Genomic DNA, 15,187 nt, shown 5'->3' on the forward strand with positions numbered 1-15,187 from the left:
GAAGGCCCAAGAGAGCGTGGCAAAGGAGAAGCCGCGAATCGAACGCTTGCAATGGTGGAATGCGGTGCAGGCCAAGGTGCCGGGGTTCTCGGCGGGGAAGGTGTATCACTTCCACCCGGTGGGGTTGGCGGGGAATTTCGAGAAAAAAAGCGGTCGGTTAACTGTGGGTATGCTCAAAGTGGTGTTTGAGTCCCCAGAAGTGGATGAGGTGAAACTTCAGTATTTCGTAGACGATATCAACAAGAACATTGAGGAGTACAAGTTGGATACGCCTCTGCGGCTTTCTCACTTCTTTTCTCAGGTGCGAGAGGAGGCTGGCGCCAAAGCGCGCACGGTAGAAAGCCTGAACTACTCTCCACAAGTGTTGAAAGATACTTTCTCGTATTTCCGTCGCAATCCAAGCGAAGCAGACCTCTATGGGCGCACTTCAGACCATCCTGCTGACCAAGAGGCAATTGCCAACCGTGCCTACTCAAACAGAGAGGGCCACGGGAGCTATTCTTTGGGCGAGGGTTGGAAATATCGCGGTCGTGGATTGAAACAACTGACGTGGAAGGCTAATTATCAAAGCTTCCAAGACAGGTATTCCGGAGTTTGGCCTGATGAGTCTCCAGATTTCATAAATAACCCCGATTTGCTCGCCCAGCCAAAGTATGCGGTGCGTTCAGCAGTATTCTTTTGGCTGAATTATAAGCTTTACGAAATCGCCGACAAGGGGGAGTCTGTCGAGAATGTGGACTTGATTACCGCCATTATAAACAAACACACAAAAAGCTATGGTGCGCGCAGAAATCACTTTAATAGAATATGGAATTCAAAGGTATTTCATGAAATTAATAATTGAATTTATTTTCTGAGGTCAAACAAATGAAAGTATTTTACCTGATTCTTGTTTTTCTTCTCGTACTTCCATCTGAAATACAAGCTAACAGTCAATGGGGAGATTCTGTAACTTCAATCGCCTCGCCAACGCTTGAGATTGATTTCCCCTCTGGCAATTCGCTCATTCAGTTCTTCCGTGTAACAAAATCCGAAGATCGCGAATCAGGCTCAGACATAGAGATGTATTTGACCAGTCCGGCAACCGGGTCACCAAGATCATACTATCTGGGCAAGATTGAGCCGCAAGGCGACTCTCCCAATATTGAGTCGGTCTTCACATTGGACGTTGATCGGGATGGGCGTAAAGAGTTGCTCATCATTGCGCGCTGGGAAATAAGTCATCTGGGACTGGAAACTGAAGGAAACTACTATAAAACGTATGTTTACAAGGCGGGAAAAGACGGCTTGAATTTTACTAGGATGAAGGATGTTGAGAGTGTCATTGGAGAAGGCTTGGATGGTACACGCGAAGGGAAGAGTGTTTACTATCGATATCGGAATGCAGAAAGCATACGGAAATTGTTTCGAAAGCCATAGACATGGCGAGGAAGAATGTGGGCAGCCCCAAGGAGGTCAGGCAGAACGCGATGAATGATGCATTGTTCAAGTTCGGATGGAAGACCCAGTACGCGTGGCGGTACACAAAGGGTGGAACCCAGAGGCTCTTGTCGCGCACCATTCACTACATCGATCACCACCACCATCTCCACGTTGGCGGCTTCGCTCCAAATTTCAGGGAAATAGCTCAGTGAGGTTCGGAATCGCTATTGCGTTCTTGCTTCTCGCCATGGCGTCCGGTTGCAGAATGGAGGGCTCTGCGTCCTCGGCGCCTGTCCAGAGCGACGTCAAGAGCTTCGCTGCTTGTGCGGCCAGTCTTGCCGCCAACGCGACGCCAGTGCCGGAAAGCGGATTCGCAGTCAACGTGTTCGGGCTATTCAAGAGTTACCCGCCGCGAGGGTCAGAGAGCGGCATGGACGACGCTGACCTGACAAAGAGCTTTTCTTCGGCGAGTCCGCTGTCGCTTTCCGAGCAATGCCTGCAATCCAACTTGTTCGATTTCGATCTGCACGACGGAAGTGAGCTGAATAGAGGTGGCAACAGCGACTTGAAGCCGGTTTTCGTGTGGTCGTTGAATGGTGCTTACCATGTCGTGTTTCTGCGCAACGGCTATTTCACGGGTGAAGGCGAGGGGAACGAACTCGTTGCGAGTCTTGCCGTGTACGACCTCGACGGTGCGTTGGAAGGAAGCTTGGATCGCGTATCTTCGTGGCGAACCCATGAGGGCAGCTTGCTCTTGCGCGAATCGTGCATAGTCGGCGCTGGCATATCCAGGCGCGAGCTGGCCTTTGATCCAGATGTTCGTGCGCCGGATGGGCGTGTTGTCAAGTACATGTCTCCAGATATCCAGGGCGAGCAGATGATGTATCCAGACGGACGTGGCTACGGCTTTGTGGAAGGACGGCAGAAGATCGACTGCGACTGGAGCAACTACGTGAGTCTTCAGCGGTAGACGCCGCATGAAATTGATGTACTGGCAGTCTGTTCGCATGGCTATCTGGGCAAAGATGTTCCGGCGTCGGTGAGGCCCATCGGCAATGGGCCGATGACCCGGCCTTTGCTGCACTTGGAAGTGTTCAGCGGTGATGATGTGGAAGCCTTCATCCGGCAATGCCGCCGCTATGCCGATCACCTGCCCAAGGCGCAGTACACGCTCCTGAAACTGAACACCGGCGACAAGCTGGGCTCGGATGCGACCCTGCCGGAGGCGGTCAGGGCGACAGTGGGCACGGTGAAGGGGGCGCAGGTGGTGGCGCTCAACAGCGCGCCGCTGCATGTCGGCCCCGACGGCAAGCGGTGGCGCAAGGTCACCGCGCAGACGGGCGAGTCAAGCGTGACGGGCTGGGTGGAAGAGGCGGGTCGGCTGGTCACGCCCTGGCACTGGACCGGCTTCACCACGCTGGACGCGCCGAGTACGCGGGCCGGCACGTGGTGGTCGTCGGTCGCGGAGTACTACGAGCATAGGTTCAACCGGGGGCCAAGACCGGCCGAGAGCGCCTTCTATCAACAACTCCGCAAGGCCATTGATACGGATGGCGATGGCGACTTGAGCGAGAAGGAATTGGACGCCGCGCTGCACAATCGTTTGCTGGCGCCGGTCATCGGCCGCACGATCGCCCGGCATGAAAGCGAATGGTACAAGCCCGAGCAGAAGTTCGGCGTGCTGGATCAACTGGCGGCACTGGTTGGGCCGAAGGCCCAAGAGAGCGTGGCAAAGGAGAAGCCGCGAATCGAACGCCTGCAATGGTGGAATGCGGTGCAGGCCAAGGTGCCGGGGTTCCCGTCGGGGAAGGTGTATCACTTCCATCCGGTGGGGTTGGCGGGGAATTTCCAATGCAACTGCGGCTGCATTAATGTTAATAAATTCCTTGAAGAATACAATAGACGTCACGGGGAATTTTCTAATTCCTTAGGTCAGACTTTCGATCAGGCCTCTCTTGTTCACCTAAAGACCCTAATACAGGGGATCGTCGATTACTACAAGTCCAAGGGTCGTGAGTGCTATATCCCACACATTGCCTACATGCTTGCAACTGCAAGGCACGAAACGCTGTGGAATGGAATTTATTTCGAGCCCAGGACAGAGGGTGGAGGTCAATCTTATTTCAACAAGTACGACCCCGTGCTTGCTAGCACTCAAGCGCATCGAAACAGAGCCGTAGCCATGGAAAACACAGATAAGGGCGATGGCTACAAGTATCGAGGAAGGGGATATGTACAATTAACTTGGAAAGTAAACTACAGGCGGTGCGGAGAACATTTAGGAATAGATCTTGTCAATTCACCAGATTCGGCGCTGACTGCAAGATATGCATCTGGCTGCATGATCCATGGAATGTATGAAGGAATTTTTACAGGAAGAAGAATTACATCTTATTTAAATGAATCTACAACCGATTACGTCAATGCAAGAAGAGCTATAAATGGTCTTGACAAAGCTGACTTAATTGCTGGGTACGCCAACTTGTTCGAATCTATTCTTGAGAAATCGAAATGCTGATATTTAAGTCAATATGTTTTATGGCCGCATTGGCAGTAGTCCCCCTTCTCGGATTTGGCTGTCAAGGAGCCTCTAGCGGAATAGATTACCATTCTCATGATGTTAATGCAGACCAAAATCAAGTTGGTCTCAATGAAAGTGATGGGGGGGCAGGCAAGACAAGTGTAGCCATTAACCTGGAAGAAATAGCAAGGAGGTCGGGTGTTCTGGAAAATTACGGAGGACTTTACACTTATCTTGATATTACAGAAGATGGAATTAATCTCATTATTCAAGATACGTTTTCGTCAAGGCAAAAGTACAAGTCAATCACTCCATTTTTATTAGCTTATAAAGAAAAATTAATTATTAACTGTACTTATCTAAGAGCATTTGACGATAAAGGCATGGTTTCAGTGGGAAGTTATTGCCGGGATCAATCGGAGGCTACGGTTGATAGCTTAGAGGATGCGATAAATAATAATAACATTATCCCCTACACTACAGAGCATCCATGGTTAACATCTTTGTCCCTTTCAACAGGTTGTCAAGGGGTTGCCGCCGGATTGTCGTACTCCAACTATCATGTCTTGAGATGCGATCTAGGGGACTCTGATGAGTTGACGGACAATATTTCAGTATCTGTTTTTGATGAAAATTTCGCAATATTAGTGCAGATGAATGGATATGAATTTTCTCCAATATTAAATAGTGCGCATAAAGATAAATTTGTTTTTTGGGGCCTCCATAAAGAGTCCGGATATAAAATCATATATTCCCCATAAGGATATCCCAGCTATGCTGGGACTCTCAGGCTGTCCAGGACGTGCGAACTGTATGGCACGGCGGACGCCACCGCCCCGAAGGGCTGGGTGCATTTGGGCGGCTTGAGGGCGCAAGGTACGCCGGATGCGTTCGACCGTAGCCTTCCCCGTCAAGTAGTGCATTCATAAGGAGAGGTTTCCCGCTTGACCTCCTCCCCGAAGTGGTGCCGCCCTAAAGTGGAAAATCCGGCGTGTTGGGGTGGGGTTGGAATTTCGCCGCATACTCGGCAGGCGGGATATCGCCGATGGACGAGTGGGTGCGGAAATGATTGTAATCCTGTCTCCAGCTTTCGATCTTCTGGCGGGCGTCGTCTAGTGACAGGAACCAATGGGCGTTGAGGCATTCATCACGGAAACTGCCGTTGAACGACTCGATGAACGGATTGTCGGTCGGCTTGCCGGGACGCGAGAAGTCCATGACCACGCCGTGCTCGTAGGCCCAGCGGTCCATCGGTAATGAGGCAAATTCGCTGCCATTGTCCGTCTGGATGCGCTGTGGTGCCCCGTGCTCTTGCCGGAGTTGCTCAACCACCGCCACGACATCCTCGCTCTTGAGGCTTTGATCCACCCGGATTGCCAGGCTTTCACGGGTGAAGTTGTCCACCACGGTCAGGGCGCGCAGCTTGCGTCCATCGAACAAGGCATCGGCCACGAAGTCCATACTCCAGCTCTGGTTCGGCGCCGTCAGCAAGGGCCGCTCCAGGCGGTGTGCGCTGGCTTTGCGCCGGCGCGGACGCTTGCTGCGCAGGTTCAGGCCCGCCTGCTTGTACAGGCGATAGACCCGCTTGTGATTGACCTTCCAGCCTTCGCGGCGCAACAGCACGAAGATGCGCCAGAAGCCATAGCGTACCCGCGTGGCCGCGATTTCCTCGATACGCTTGCGCAAAGGGTCGTCTCCTTTTTCCTTGGCCTGGTAGTACCCGCCCGGGCGCCACTGCTTCACCACCGCACAAGCGCGACGAACGCTCACGCGATACCGCTCGATCAGATGGCCCGCCAACTGCTTGCGTTGGACGGGCCTTAGAGCTTTTTTGCCAGTACGTCCTGCAGCATGACCTTGTCCAGGCTCAGGTCGGCAACCAGTTGCTTGAGCTTGCGGTTCTCTTCCTCGAGCTGGCGCAATCGGCGCAGCTCGGAGACGCCCAATCCGCCGTACTTCTTGCGCCAGTTGTAGAACGTGGCCTGGGAGATGCCCATCTTCCGGCACACCTCCTCGACGCTCGTGCCGGTCTCGGACTGCTTCAGGGCGAACGCGATCTGTTCTTCGGTGAACTTCGACTTCTTCATGGCAACGGGCCTCCTTGGGCCTGAGTGTCGCCGAATTTCTCTACTTCTGGATGGTCACATTTTGCGGGGGGAGGTCAATTTTCATAGCTCAGTGCATGGTGCCGGAAGGACGCGGTGGATCGTCCGACGCGGGCGGATCGATCGCTGCGCGGAAAGGCTGATCGGACGTGTGCCAGATCCGGCGCCACATGGCTGACAGCAGATCGCGCAACCCCGCCATGCCGGACACCGGCGCGGTCCAGGGCTGCTGCACGGGCGCGATGGCCTGCCATCGTCCGTCGCGGCGTTCGGCGACCTCGAAACGGAAACTGTAGTCCGGCTCCAGGCCCATGCGCAGGTCCGACAGGACCAGCCGGTCGTGTTGCACCTGTGCGCGCATGAAGCCGCGGTTGAACCACGCCAGGCGTTGCACGGAAGGAATATCGCGCGCTTCGGCCAGCGCCTGGGCATTGGACGGATAGCCGTGGAACAGCAGCGGCCCTTCATCGGCCACGACCGAGCGCTCGGCCTCCACATAGCCGCTGGGCGTCATCGCCACCACGCGCCACAGCAGCGTGTTGAACGGCATCGGCACGGAGAAGTACGGCGCGTCGCCCAGGCCCATCGAGGCCAGCGTGCGCTCCGCGTCCCGGTCCACGATCGACTTGGCCAGCAGGGACCACCCCAGGTAGGCGCTGCTCAGCACCAGTCCGGCCGCCAGCGCGCGTCGGGCCAGGACGCGCTCGCGGGCGAACCATGCGACCACGCAGGCCACCAGCAGCCAGACCGTGTAGAGCGGATCGATGATGAAGACGCTGGACCACATCGTCGGGGAGGGCGCCAGCGGCCACCACAACTGCGTCCCGTACACGGTGAAGGCGTCCAGCAGCGGATGCGTCGCCAGCGCCAGCTGGATGGCCCAGAACCATCTGGCCGGCGCTTCGGCCACGCGGCCCTTGCCTAAGCGGCGGAACAGCCACCACAGCAGCCAGCCCAGCAACGGCAGCACCAGCAGCGAATGGCTGAAGCTGCGGTGCACGGTCATCAGCGTGACCGGGTCGTCGGACAGCAGGGCGATGGGAATGCTGTCCAGGTCGGGCAGCGTGCCGAGCGCGGCACCGGCCAGCAGCGCGGCGCGACGATGGGAGGCGGGAACGATGGCCGCGGCGACCGCGGCGCCCAGGACGATCTGGCTGAGGGAATCCATCCCGCGATTGTAGGAGCGGGCCATGCCCGCGACCATCACCCGCAACAGGCCCTAAGAACCTGTTCACGATCTCGAAAAAGGAGTTCGTCATTCCGGCGGCTTTCAACAGCCGAATGGCTGGTCAAGCCGCCGGAATGACGGATCTCTTTTCTCGAATACCGGCCGCGTTTATCGAGATCGTGATACAGGCTTTAAGCGGCGCGCGGCACGTCCTGCATCACCAGTTGCAGGCGCGGCGCGACCTCGGCCAGCACCTGCCCGTTGTGGCCCAGCAGGCATAGCCGGCCATCGGACTCCTCGCTCAGCGCGGTCAGGCTTTCCACCCAGTCGCCATCGTTGGCGTACAGCAGGCCATCGCGCTGGAACAACGCGGCGCGGTGGATGTGGCCGCAGACGATGCCGTCCAGTCCGCGCCGCCGCGCATCGTCCAGGCCCGCCTGCACGAAGCGGGCGATGTAGCGTTCGGCGGCGTCGCTCTGGCGCTTGAGGTATTCGGCCAGCGACCAGTAGCGCAGGCCCAGGCGGCGGCGGACCTGGTTGGTCAGGCGGTTGCCGGTGAGGATGCGGTAGTACAGCCAGTCGCCGAACTTCTCCTGCAGCCCGCCGAAATGGGTGATGCCGTCGTAGTCGTCGCCGTGGGTCACCAGCAGGCGGCGCCCGTCGAGCGTGGTGTGGATGGCGCGGCGGCGCACCTGCATGGCCGGCAGCATCAGGCCGCAGAAGCGGCGGATCGGGCGGTCGTGGTTGCCGGGCACGTAGATCAGCTCGGTACCGCCACGCGCCAGCGCATGCAGTGCTTCGATCACGCGGTTGTGCGCGTTGTCCCAGGCCGCGCGGCGCTGCGACATCCACCACAGATCGACGATGTCGCCGACCAGGTACAGCCGCCGGCAACGCAGGCCGCCGAGGAAATCGGCGAACTCGGCCGCGTGGCAGTGCTTGGAACCGAGGTGGACGTCGGAGACGAAGACTGCGCGCCGCATCGGCGGGGATTTTCCTGTGGGGAGCCCAGCCTGCGGGCTCATGCCGCGGTCTCCGCCGGGGTTCGCGCTTCGCCCAGGTAGCGGGCGCGCTTCTTCGGCCGGATGCGTTGCAGGTCCACTTCGATCAGGCCGTCGATGGAGTCGCTGAAATCCGGGTCCACGCCGAATGCGAGGAAGCGCGTGCCGCCCGGTTCGCACAGTTCGGTGTACTGCTTGTAGAGCATCGGCACCGCCGCGCCCAGCGCGTCCAGGTTGGTCTTCAGCACGCGGAAGGCGGTCTCGGCGTCCAGTTCGTCGAAACAGGGCGGCGTGGCGGTGTAGCGGAACGGGTGGCGCGACTGCGCCTCGCCGTTGCGGTCGCCGTAGTAGTGCGCGTAATAGGCCACGATCTGTTCGCGCGCGTGCAACGGCAGCGCCGCGCTCATCGAGACCGCGCCGAACAGGTAGCGCACGCGCGGATGCCTGCGCAGGTAGGCGCCGATGCCCTGCCACAGATAGTCGATGCTGCGGCTGCCCCAGTAGTCAGGCGCCACGAAGCTGCGGCCCAGTTCCATGCCCTGGGCCAGCCGCGGCAACGCGTCATCGGCGTACTGGAACAGGGAGGCGCTGTAGAGCCCCTTCAACCCGTGCGCGGCCAGCACCGGCGCGCCGCGCGCGATGCGGTAGGCGCCGGCGATCCTCCGCTGCGCGGCGTCCCACAGCACGATATGCTCGTACCAGGCATCGTAGGCGTCCACGTCCATGCGCTTGCCGGTGCCCTCGCCCACCGCGCGGAAGGTCAGCTCGCGCAGGCGGCCGATCTCGCGCAGCAACAATGAACCCGCCGGCACCCGGCCCACGCAGATGCGCTTGCCGTCGGTGGTTTCGCCCAGCACTTCCAGCGCGTCGATGCACGCCGACAGTCGCGCCGGATCGGCCGCCTCCACCAGCGGTTCCGGCGCCTCGGGCTGGGCCGGCTTGCCCGGCTCGGTCCGGCGCCCCAGTGCGTACAGGGCACGGCGCACCTGCCGCAGCAGTTGGCCGGGTTCGGTGTCGTGGTCCAGCACGATCGGCTGGCCCACGTGCAACTGGATGCGCCGCTGGTTGCGGCGGAACATCTCGCGCGCCAGCAGGGCCGTCCCGGCCGGCTTGAACAGCGTGGATGCGCCGTAGAACAGCGCCGAATTGCGCGCCTGCACGCGGATCGGCAGCACCGGCGCGCCGGTGGCCCGGGCGAAGCGCAGGAAGCCACGACGCCAGCGGGTGTCGCGCACACCGCGGAGACCCAGCCGCGAGACTTCGCCGGCCGGGAACACGATCACGCACTGCTCCGCCTCCAGCGCCTGCTCCACCGCCCGCACGCTGTCGGCGCCGGGCTTGCCGCCCAGGATGCGCACCGGCAGCAGCAGACCCGACAGCGGCTCGATGCCGGCCAGCAGGTCGTTCGCCACGATCTTCACGTCCTGCCGCACGCTGCCGACCAGTTGCAGCAACGCCAGCGCATCCAGCGCGCCGGAGGGATGGTTGGCCACGATCAGCAGCCGTCCGCTGGCGGGAATGCGGCACGGCCCGGCCGGTTCCACCGTGAAGCGCAGGTTGAGGAAATCGGTGGCGGCCTCGATGAAGGCGAAGTCGCGCAGGTGGGCGTGCTCGGCCAGGAAGGCATAGGCGCGGTCCAGTTTCGACCAGCGCCCCAGCGTGCGCAGCAGCGGACGGGCCAGTCCCGCGCGGCGGCCACGGAACCAGTGCGGATAGCGTTCGGCGATCTGTTGTTCCAGCGGACGCATGGGCGTGTGCGGGACCTGGCGGCGGGGTTTCGCCGCGAAGCCTGCGCCCGATGCGCGACAGCACTGTTGCGGTTTTCTGGCAATCCGGTGACAGGGCGCGGGTTCCCGGTTGCCGATTCCTGGTTGCCGGCAAAGCCCTCTCCGGCAACCAGGAACCGACAACCCGCAACCTCAATCCCCCACCCCGCCTTAACCCACGGCGACCCTGAACGAAGGAGAATGCACGCACCGCCCGGCCCGTGTATCATGCGCGCCCATCTTTTCATCCGAATCAAAGGATATAAGCCTGATGTCCAGCTACCTGTTCACCTCCGAATCGGTCTCCGAAGGCCATCCGGACAAGATCGCCGACCAGATTTCCGATGCGGTGCTGGACGCCATCCTGGCCCAGGACAAGCGCGCGCGCGTGGCCTGCGAGACGCTGGTGAAGACCGGCGCGGCCATCGTGGCCGGCGAGGTCACCACCACCGCGTGGGTGGACATCGAGTCGCTGGCGCGCAAGGTCATCAACGACATCGGCTACGACAATTCCAGCGTCGGCTTCGACGGCCACACCTGCGCCATCATCAACATGCTGGGCAAGCAGTCGCCCGACATCAACCAGGGCGTGGACCGCAAGAAGCCCGAGGAACAGGGCGCCGGCGACCAGGGCCTGATGTTCGGCTACGCCTGCAACGAGGCCCCGGAATTCATGCCCGCGCCGCTGTACTACAGCCACCGCCTGGTCGAGCAGCAGGCCAAGGTGCGCAAGAACGGCAAGCTGAAGTGGCTGCGCCCGGACGCCAAGTCGCAGGTCACCCTGCGCTACGACGGCAACAGCGTCCTCGGCCTGGACGCGGTGGTGCTGTCCACCCAGCACGATCCGGACATCAAGCAGAAGGACCTGATCGAAGCGGTGCGCGAGAGCATCCTCAAGCCCGTGCTGCCGAAGAAGTGGCTGGACGCGCTGCCGAAGAGCAAGGTGCACATCAACCCGACCGGCAAGTTCGTCATCGGCGGCCCGGTGGGCGATTGCGGCCTGACCGGCCGCAAGATCATCGTCGACAGCTACGGCGGCATGGCCCGCCACGGCGGCGGCGCGTTCTCGGGCAAGGATCCGTCGAAGGTGGACCGTTCGGCCGCCTACGCCGCGCGCTACGTGGCCAAGAACATCGTGGCCGCCGGCCTGGCCGACAAGTGCGAAGTGCAGGTCTCCTACGCCATCGGCGTGGCCGAGCCGACCTCCATCTCGGTCACCACGTTCGGCACCGGCAAGGTCGGCGACGACGTGATCGAGAAGCTGATCCGCAAGCACTTCGACCTGCGCCCGTTCGGCATCACCCGCATGCTGGACCTGGAGCACCCGATCTACCAGCCCACCGCCAGCTACGGCCACTTCGGCCGCAAGCCGAAGGAGATCAGCTACGTGGACGGCGCCGGCAAGAAGCACACCGCCACCACCTTCTCGTGGGAAAAGACCGACCGCGCCGAAGCGCTGCGCAAGGACGCCAAGTTGTAGGAGCGGGCCATGCCCGCGACCGGGCATCCACCAACCTCCCGAACGGGCCGCGCAAGCGGCCCGTTCCATTTTCCCGGCCTGCGCTGCCGTACCCGCATATATCCCGCCCCCTGTAGGAGCGCCCCATGGGCGCGATGCTTTCCCATCGGCGGAACGAAAGGCATCGCGCCCATGGGGCGCTCCTACAGAGATCGGCGATGGGTTAGCCTGCGCGTCATCGCCACTGCCCACCCCTCGTCATGGACACCCTGAACAGCCACCAGTTGTCGATGACCGTGCTGATGACGCCCGACATGGCCAACTTCTCGGGCAAGGTGCACGGTGGCGCCATCCTCAAGTTGCTGGACCAGGTGGCCTATGCCTGCGCCAGCCGCTACGCCGGCAAGTACGTGGTCACGCTGTCGGTGGACCAGGTGATGTTCCGCCAGGCCATCAACGTCGGCGAACTCGTCACCTTCCTGGCTTCGGTCAACTACACGGGCACCTCGTCGATGGAGGTGGGCATCAAGGTGGTGGCCGAGGACATCCTCAAGCAGAGCGTGCGCCACGCCAACAGCTGCTTCTTCACCATGGTGGCGGTGGACGATGCCGGCCGCCCCACCGCCGTTCCCGCGCTGGAGCCGCAGACAGCGGACGAAGTGCGGCGTTGCGCCGCCGCGCGGATCCGTCGCCAGTTGCGCGAGGAAATGGAGCAGCGGCATGCCGTCCTGCTCGCCGGCGGGATCGGCGCGGACGCCTGAACCCCCTGCGGGGACGGGCGACGGCTACAATGGCCGCATGTCCCTGATGCAATTCCAGCGGGTCGACTTCAGTGTCGGCGGGCCGCTTCTCCTCGAACACGTCGACCTGTCCATCGAATCCGGCGAGCGCGTCTGCATCGTCGGCCGCAACGGCGCCGGCAAGTCCACGCTGATGCGGCTGATGGCCGGCGAACTGAAGCCGGACGACGGCGAGATCCGCGTGCAGGGCGGCGTGGTGGTCGCGCGCATGGCGCAGGAGGTGCCGCAGGACACGCAGGGCACGGTGTTCGACGTGGTCGCGCGGGGCCTGGGCGACCTGGGCCGGTTGCTGGCGCGCTACCACCACGCGCTGCACGACGGCGACATGGACGCGATGGGCGAAGCGCAGGCGCAGATCGAGGCCCAGCACGGCTGGGACCTGGACCGCCGCGTGCAGCAGGTGCTGGACCGCCTCGAGTTGCCGGAGGAAACCGACTTCGCCGCATTGTCCGGTGGCATGAAGCGCCGCGTGCTGCTGGCGCAGGCGCTGGTGCGCAAGCCGGACATCCTGCTGCTGGACGAGCCCACCAACCACCTGGACATCGAGGCGATCGCCTGGCTGGAAGGCTTCCTGAAGCAGTTCGACGGCAGCATCGTCTTCGTCACCCATGACCGCAGCTTCCTGCGCTCGCTGGCCACCCGCATCGTCGAGATCGACCGCGGCCGGCTGACCAGTTGGCCCGGCGACTACGACAACTACCTGCGCCGCCGCGAGGAACGCCTGCACGCCGAAGCGCAAGAGAACGCGCGCTTCGACAAGCTGCTGGCGCAGGAAGAAGTGTGGATCCGCCAGGGCATCAAGGCCCGCCGCACCCGCAACGAGGGCCGGGTGACCGCGCTGAAGGCGATGCGCCGCGAGCGCGCGCAACGGCGCGAGCTGTCCGGCAACGTGCGGATGGAAGTCGCCAGTGCGCAGAATTCCGGCAAGAAGGTCATCGAAGCCGGCCACATCACCCAGGCCTACGATGGCCGCGTGCTGCTGGACGACGTGTCGGTCACCATCCTGCGCGGCGACCGCGTCGGCATCATCGGCCCCAACGGCGCCGGCAAGTCCACGCTGCTGAAGATCCTGCTGGGCGAACTGGCGCCGCAGCAGGGCGAAGTGAAGCTGGGCACCGGCCTGCGGATCGCCTACTTCGACCAGCACCGCAGCCAGCTGGACGAATCGCGCACCACCCTGGAGAACGTGGCCGAGGGCAGCGACTTCGTCGAGATCAACGGCAGCCGCAAGCACATCATCGGCTACCTGCAGGACTTCCTGTTCTCGCCGGAACGCGCGCGCGCGCCGATCACCCGCCTGTCCGGCGGCGAGCGCAACCGCCTGCTGCTGGCCAAGCTGTTCGCGCAGCCGTCCAACCTGCTGGTGATGGATGAACCCACCAACGACCTGGACGTGGAAACGCTGGAACTGCTGGAAGAGCTGCTGCTGGACTACAAGGGCACGCTGCTGCTGGTCAGCCACGACCGCGACTTCCTCGACAACGTGGTCACCAGCACGCTGGTGCTGGAAGGCGAAGGCCGGCTGGGCGACTACGTCGGCGGGTATACCGACTGGCTGCGGCAACGCCCGGTGGCGCAGGCGGCCGCCCCCGCCCCGACCGCGACGCCGGCGATGCCCGCCAAGGCGGCGGAAGAACCCGCCGCGGCGCCCAAGCGCAAGCTCAGCTACAAGGATGCGCGCGAGCTGGAACAGCTGCCGGCGCGCATCGAGGCGCTGGAAACCGATATCGCCCAGCACACCGCCGCGATGAACGACCCGGCCTACTACCAGCAGGACGCAGCCAGCCTGCAGCGCGCCAACGACCAGCTGGCCGCCGCGCAGGCCGAACTGGACCACGCCTACCAGCGCTGGTCCGAACTCGACGGCTGACGCCTCCCCCTGTAGGAGCGGCTTCGGCCGCGACCGCGTGTCGCGAAGAAGGCCAAAAAACCGGTTGTTCACCTATCCCGCCGCGTGGCGACATGTTCGTTCCCACGGATGTTCTCGGATTGTTTTGGCGCGGTCGCGGCTGAAGCCGCTCCTACAGGGACAGCTTGACCACGGGACGCGCAAGCACCATGGTTCCGCCATGCTTCCGTCGACCGCCCCGCTCAAGACCTCCGACGGCCTGACCCTGCACCAGCGCGACTGGCCGGTACTGCGGCCGCGCGCCCGCGTGCTGCTGGTGCATGGCCTGGGCGAACACAGCGGCCGCTACGCGCGGCTGGCCAGCGAACTGAATGCCGCCGGCATCGCCGTGCGCGGCTACGACCAGCGTGGCCACGGCCATTCGCAGGGCGAACGCGGCGTGCTGGGCAGCCAGTGGGACGCCCTGCCCCGCGATGTCTGCGATGTGTTCGCCCGCTACGCGCGGGAAAGCGACGACCTGCCCTTCCTGTTCGGCCACAGCCTGGGCGGGCTGGTGGCGATGTACGCGGTCATGGTGCTGGAGCTGCGGCCGCGCGGCCTGGTCGCCTCGGCCCCGGCGCTGGCCTCGCACGCCTCCGCGCTGGAGCGCCGGCTGGCGCGGTGGGTATCCGCCGTCCGCCCGCACCAGACCCTGCGCAATGGACTGCCCGCGGACCGCCTGTCGCACGATCCGCAGGTGGAGCGCCTCTATCGGGACGATCCCTTGAACCACGACCGCATCAGCGCGCGCCTGGCCCATTTCATCTTCGAGGCCGGGCCGAAGGTCATCGCCCGCGCGGGCCAGCTGCACGTTCCCACGCTGCTGCAGATCGCCGGCGACGACGCCCTGGTCGATGCGGCCGGTGCGCGGGCTTTCGCCGAGGCCGCGGTGCAACGCCGGTTGCAGGTGCACGACTACCGCGGCCTGTACCACGAGATATACAACGAGGCCGAACCCGAGCGCAGCCGCGTGGTCGCCGACCTGCTGCGCTGGCTGGACCTGCAACTGTCCTGATGGGTCCCTGTAGGAGCGACGTAAGTCGCGACCGCGGAATCG

At 62.3% G+C, this 15,187-nt stretch carries 13 protein-coding genes; 9 read left to right on the plus strand and 4 right to left on the minus strand.

Annotated elements, in window-relative coordinates; translation table 11 throughout:
- The 5 genes from AAD027_RS17250 to AAD027_RS17270 all read left to right on the plus strand — a co-directional run.
- The coding region (locus tag AAD027_RS17250) for a glycoside hydrolase family 19 protein (protein ID WP_341727273.1) at positions 1-844 on the plus strand (844 nt) is incomplete at its 5' end.
- A 23-nt stretch (positions 845-867) separates the two neighbouring features.
- Positions 868-1,419: a hypothetical protein gene (locus AAD027_RS17255; RefSeq protein ID WP_341727274.1), complete on the plus strand. Its 552-nt coding sequence runs from the start codon at positions 868-870 to the stop codon at positions 1,417-1,419.
- A 433-nt stretch (positions 1,420-1,852) separates the two neighbouring features.
- A complete protein-coding gene (locus AAD027_RS17260; RefSeq protein ID WP_341727275.1) occupies positions 1,853-2,392 on the plus strand; it encodes a hypothetical protein in 540 nt (179 codons plus the stop codon).
- 93 nt (positions 2,393-2,485) lie between these two features.
- A complete protein-coding gene (locus tag AAD027_RS17265) occupies positions 2,486-3,940 on the plus strand; it encodes a glycoside hydrolase family 19 protein (protein WP_341727276.1) in 1,455 nt (484 codons plus the stop codon).
- A 20-nt stretch (positions 3,941-3,960) separates the two neighbouring features.
- Positions 3,961-4,704 carry a hypothetical protein gene (locus tag AAD027_RS17270; protein ID WP_341727277.1) on the plus strand — a complete coding sequence of 248 codons (744 nt, stop codon included), beginning with the start codon at positions 3,961-3,963 and terminating at the stop codon, positions 4,702-4,704.
- A gap of 211 nt (positions 4,705-4,915) precedes the next feature.
- On the opposite strand, the gene AAD027_RS17275 is transcribed toward AAD027_RS17270, so the two are convergent.
- From AAD027_RS17275 to olsF, 4 genes are all read right to left on the minus strand, one after another.
- Positions 4,916-6,030 (minus strand): IS3 family transposase gene (locus AAD027_RS17275; protein WP_341727278.1). Its coding sequence is split into 2 segments (ribosomal slippage): positions 4,916-5,778 and positions 5,778-6,030, totalling 1,116 coding nucleotides; the frame shifts between segments, so codons are not numbered across the junction.
- Between the two features lie 88 nt (positions 6,031-6,118).
- Positions 6,119-7,216: a metal-dependent hydrolase gene (locus AAD027_RS17280; RefSeq protein WP_341727279.1), complete on the minus strand. Its 1,098-nt coding sequence runs from the start codon at positions 7,214-7,216 to the stop codon at positions 6,119-6,121.
- Positions 7,217-7,407: 191 nt separating this feature from the next.
- Entirely contained in the window at positions 7,408-8,199 is a 792-nt protein-coding gene (locus AAD027_RS17285) for a UDP-2,3-diacylglucosamine diphosphatase (protein ID WP_341727280.1), read from the minus strand.
- Positions 8,200-8,237: 38 nt separating this feature from the next.
- Positions 8,238-9,965 (minus strand): bifunctional ornithine lipid synthase OlsF, encoded by a 1,728-nt coding sequence (gene olsF, locus AAD027_RS17290; protein ID WP_341727281.1) that lies wholly within the window; start codon positions 9,963-9,965, stop codon positions 8,238-8,240.
- Between the two features lie 289 nt (positions 9,966-10,254).
- On the opposite strand from olsF, the gene metK reads away from it, so the two are divergent.
- The 4 genes from metK to AAD027_RS17310 all read left to right on the plus strand — a co-directional run bounded on the left by metK (position 10,255) and on the right by AAD027_RS17310 (position 15,145).
- The gene (gene metK / locus AAD027_RS17295; protein ID WP_341727282.1) at positions 10,255-11,463 is read left to right on the plus strand and encodes a methionine adenosyltransferase; all 1,209 of its coding nucleotides are present in this window, start codon (positions 10,255-10,257) and stop codon (positions 11,461-11,463) included.
- A 239-nt stretch (positions 11,464-11,702) separates the two neighbouring features.
- Positions 11,703-12,203 carry an acyl-CoA thioesterase gene (locus tag AAD027_RS17300; protein WP_341727283.1) on the plus strand — a complete coding sequence of 167 codons (501 nt, stop codon included), beginning with the start codon at positions 11,703-11,705 and terminating at the stop codon, positions 12,201-12,203.
- A 37-nt stretch (positions 12,204-12,240) separates the two neighbouring features.
- Complete coding sequence (locus AAD027_RS17305) at positions 12,241-14,112, plus strand: ATP-binding cassette domain-containing protein (RefSeq protein WP_341727284.1); 1,872 nt, start codon at positions 12,241-12,243, stop codon at positions 14,110-14,112.
- A 199-nt stretch (positions 14,113-14,311) separates the two neighbouring features.
- Entirely contained in the window at positions 14,312-15,145 is an 834-nt protein-coding gene (locus AAD027_RS17310) for an alpha/beta hydrolase (protein WP_341727285.1), read from the plus strand.
- The last annotated feature ends 42 nt before the right edge of the window (positions 15,146-15,187 follow it).

Source organism: Pseudoxanthomonas putridarboris (assembly GCF_038321125.1).
Lineage (GTDB): Bacteria > Pseudomonadota > Gammaproteobacteria > Xanthomonadales > Xanthomonadaceae > Pseudoxanthomonas_A > Pseudoxanthomonas_A putridarboris.

What these genes read in the sequence shown, in the direction of transcription:
- AAD027_RS17255 (WP_341727274.1), top strand. Translation starts at nt 868, where the DNA reads ATGAAAGTATTTTACCTGATTCTTGTTTTTCTTCTCGTACTTCCATCT.
- AAD027_RS17260 (WP_341727275.1), top strand. Translation starts at nt 1,853, where the DNA reads ATGGACGACGCTGACCTGACAAAGAGCTTTTCTTCGGCGAGTCCGCTG.
- AAD027_RS17265 (WP_341727276.1), top strand. Translation starts at nt 2,486, where the DNA reads ATGACCCGGCCTTTGCTGCACTTGGAAGTGTTCAGCGGTGATGATGTG.
- AAD027_RS17270 (WP_341727277.1), top strand. Translation starts at nt 3,961, where the DNA reads ATGGCCGCATTGGCAGTAGTCCCCCTTCTCGGATTTGGCTGTCAAGGA.
- AAD027_RS17280 (WP_341727279.1), bottom strand. Translation starts at nt 7,216, where the DNA reads ATGGATTCCCTCAGCCAGATCGTCCTGGGCGCCGCGGTCGCCGCGGCC.
- AAD027_RS17285 (WP_341727280.1), bottom strand. Translation starts at nt 8,199, where the DNA reads ATGCGGCGCGCAGTCTTCGTCTCCGACGTCCACCTCGGTTCCAAGCAC.
- olsF (WP_341727281.1), bottom strand. Translation starts at nt 9,965, where the DNA reads ATGCGTCCGCTGGAACAACAGATCGCCGAACGCTATCCGCACTGGTTC.
- metK (WP_341727282.1), top strand. Translation starts at nt 10,255, where the DNA reads ATGTCCAGCTACCTGTTCACCTCCGAATCGGTCTCCGAAGGCCATCCG.
- AAD027_RS17300 (WP_341727283.1), top strand. Translation starts at nt 11,703, where the DNA reads ATGGACACCCTGAACAGCCACCAGTTGTCGATGACCGTGCTGATGACG.
- AAD027_RS17305 (WP_341727284.1), top strand. Translation starts at nt 12,241, where the DNA reads ATGTCCCTGATGCAATTCCAGCGGGTCGACTTCAGTGTCGGCGGGCCG.
- AAD027_RS17310 (WP_341727285.1), top strand. Translation starts at nt 14,312, where the DNA reads ATGCTTCCGTCGACCGCCCCGCTCAAGACCTCCGACGGCCTGACCCTG.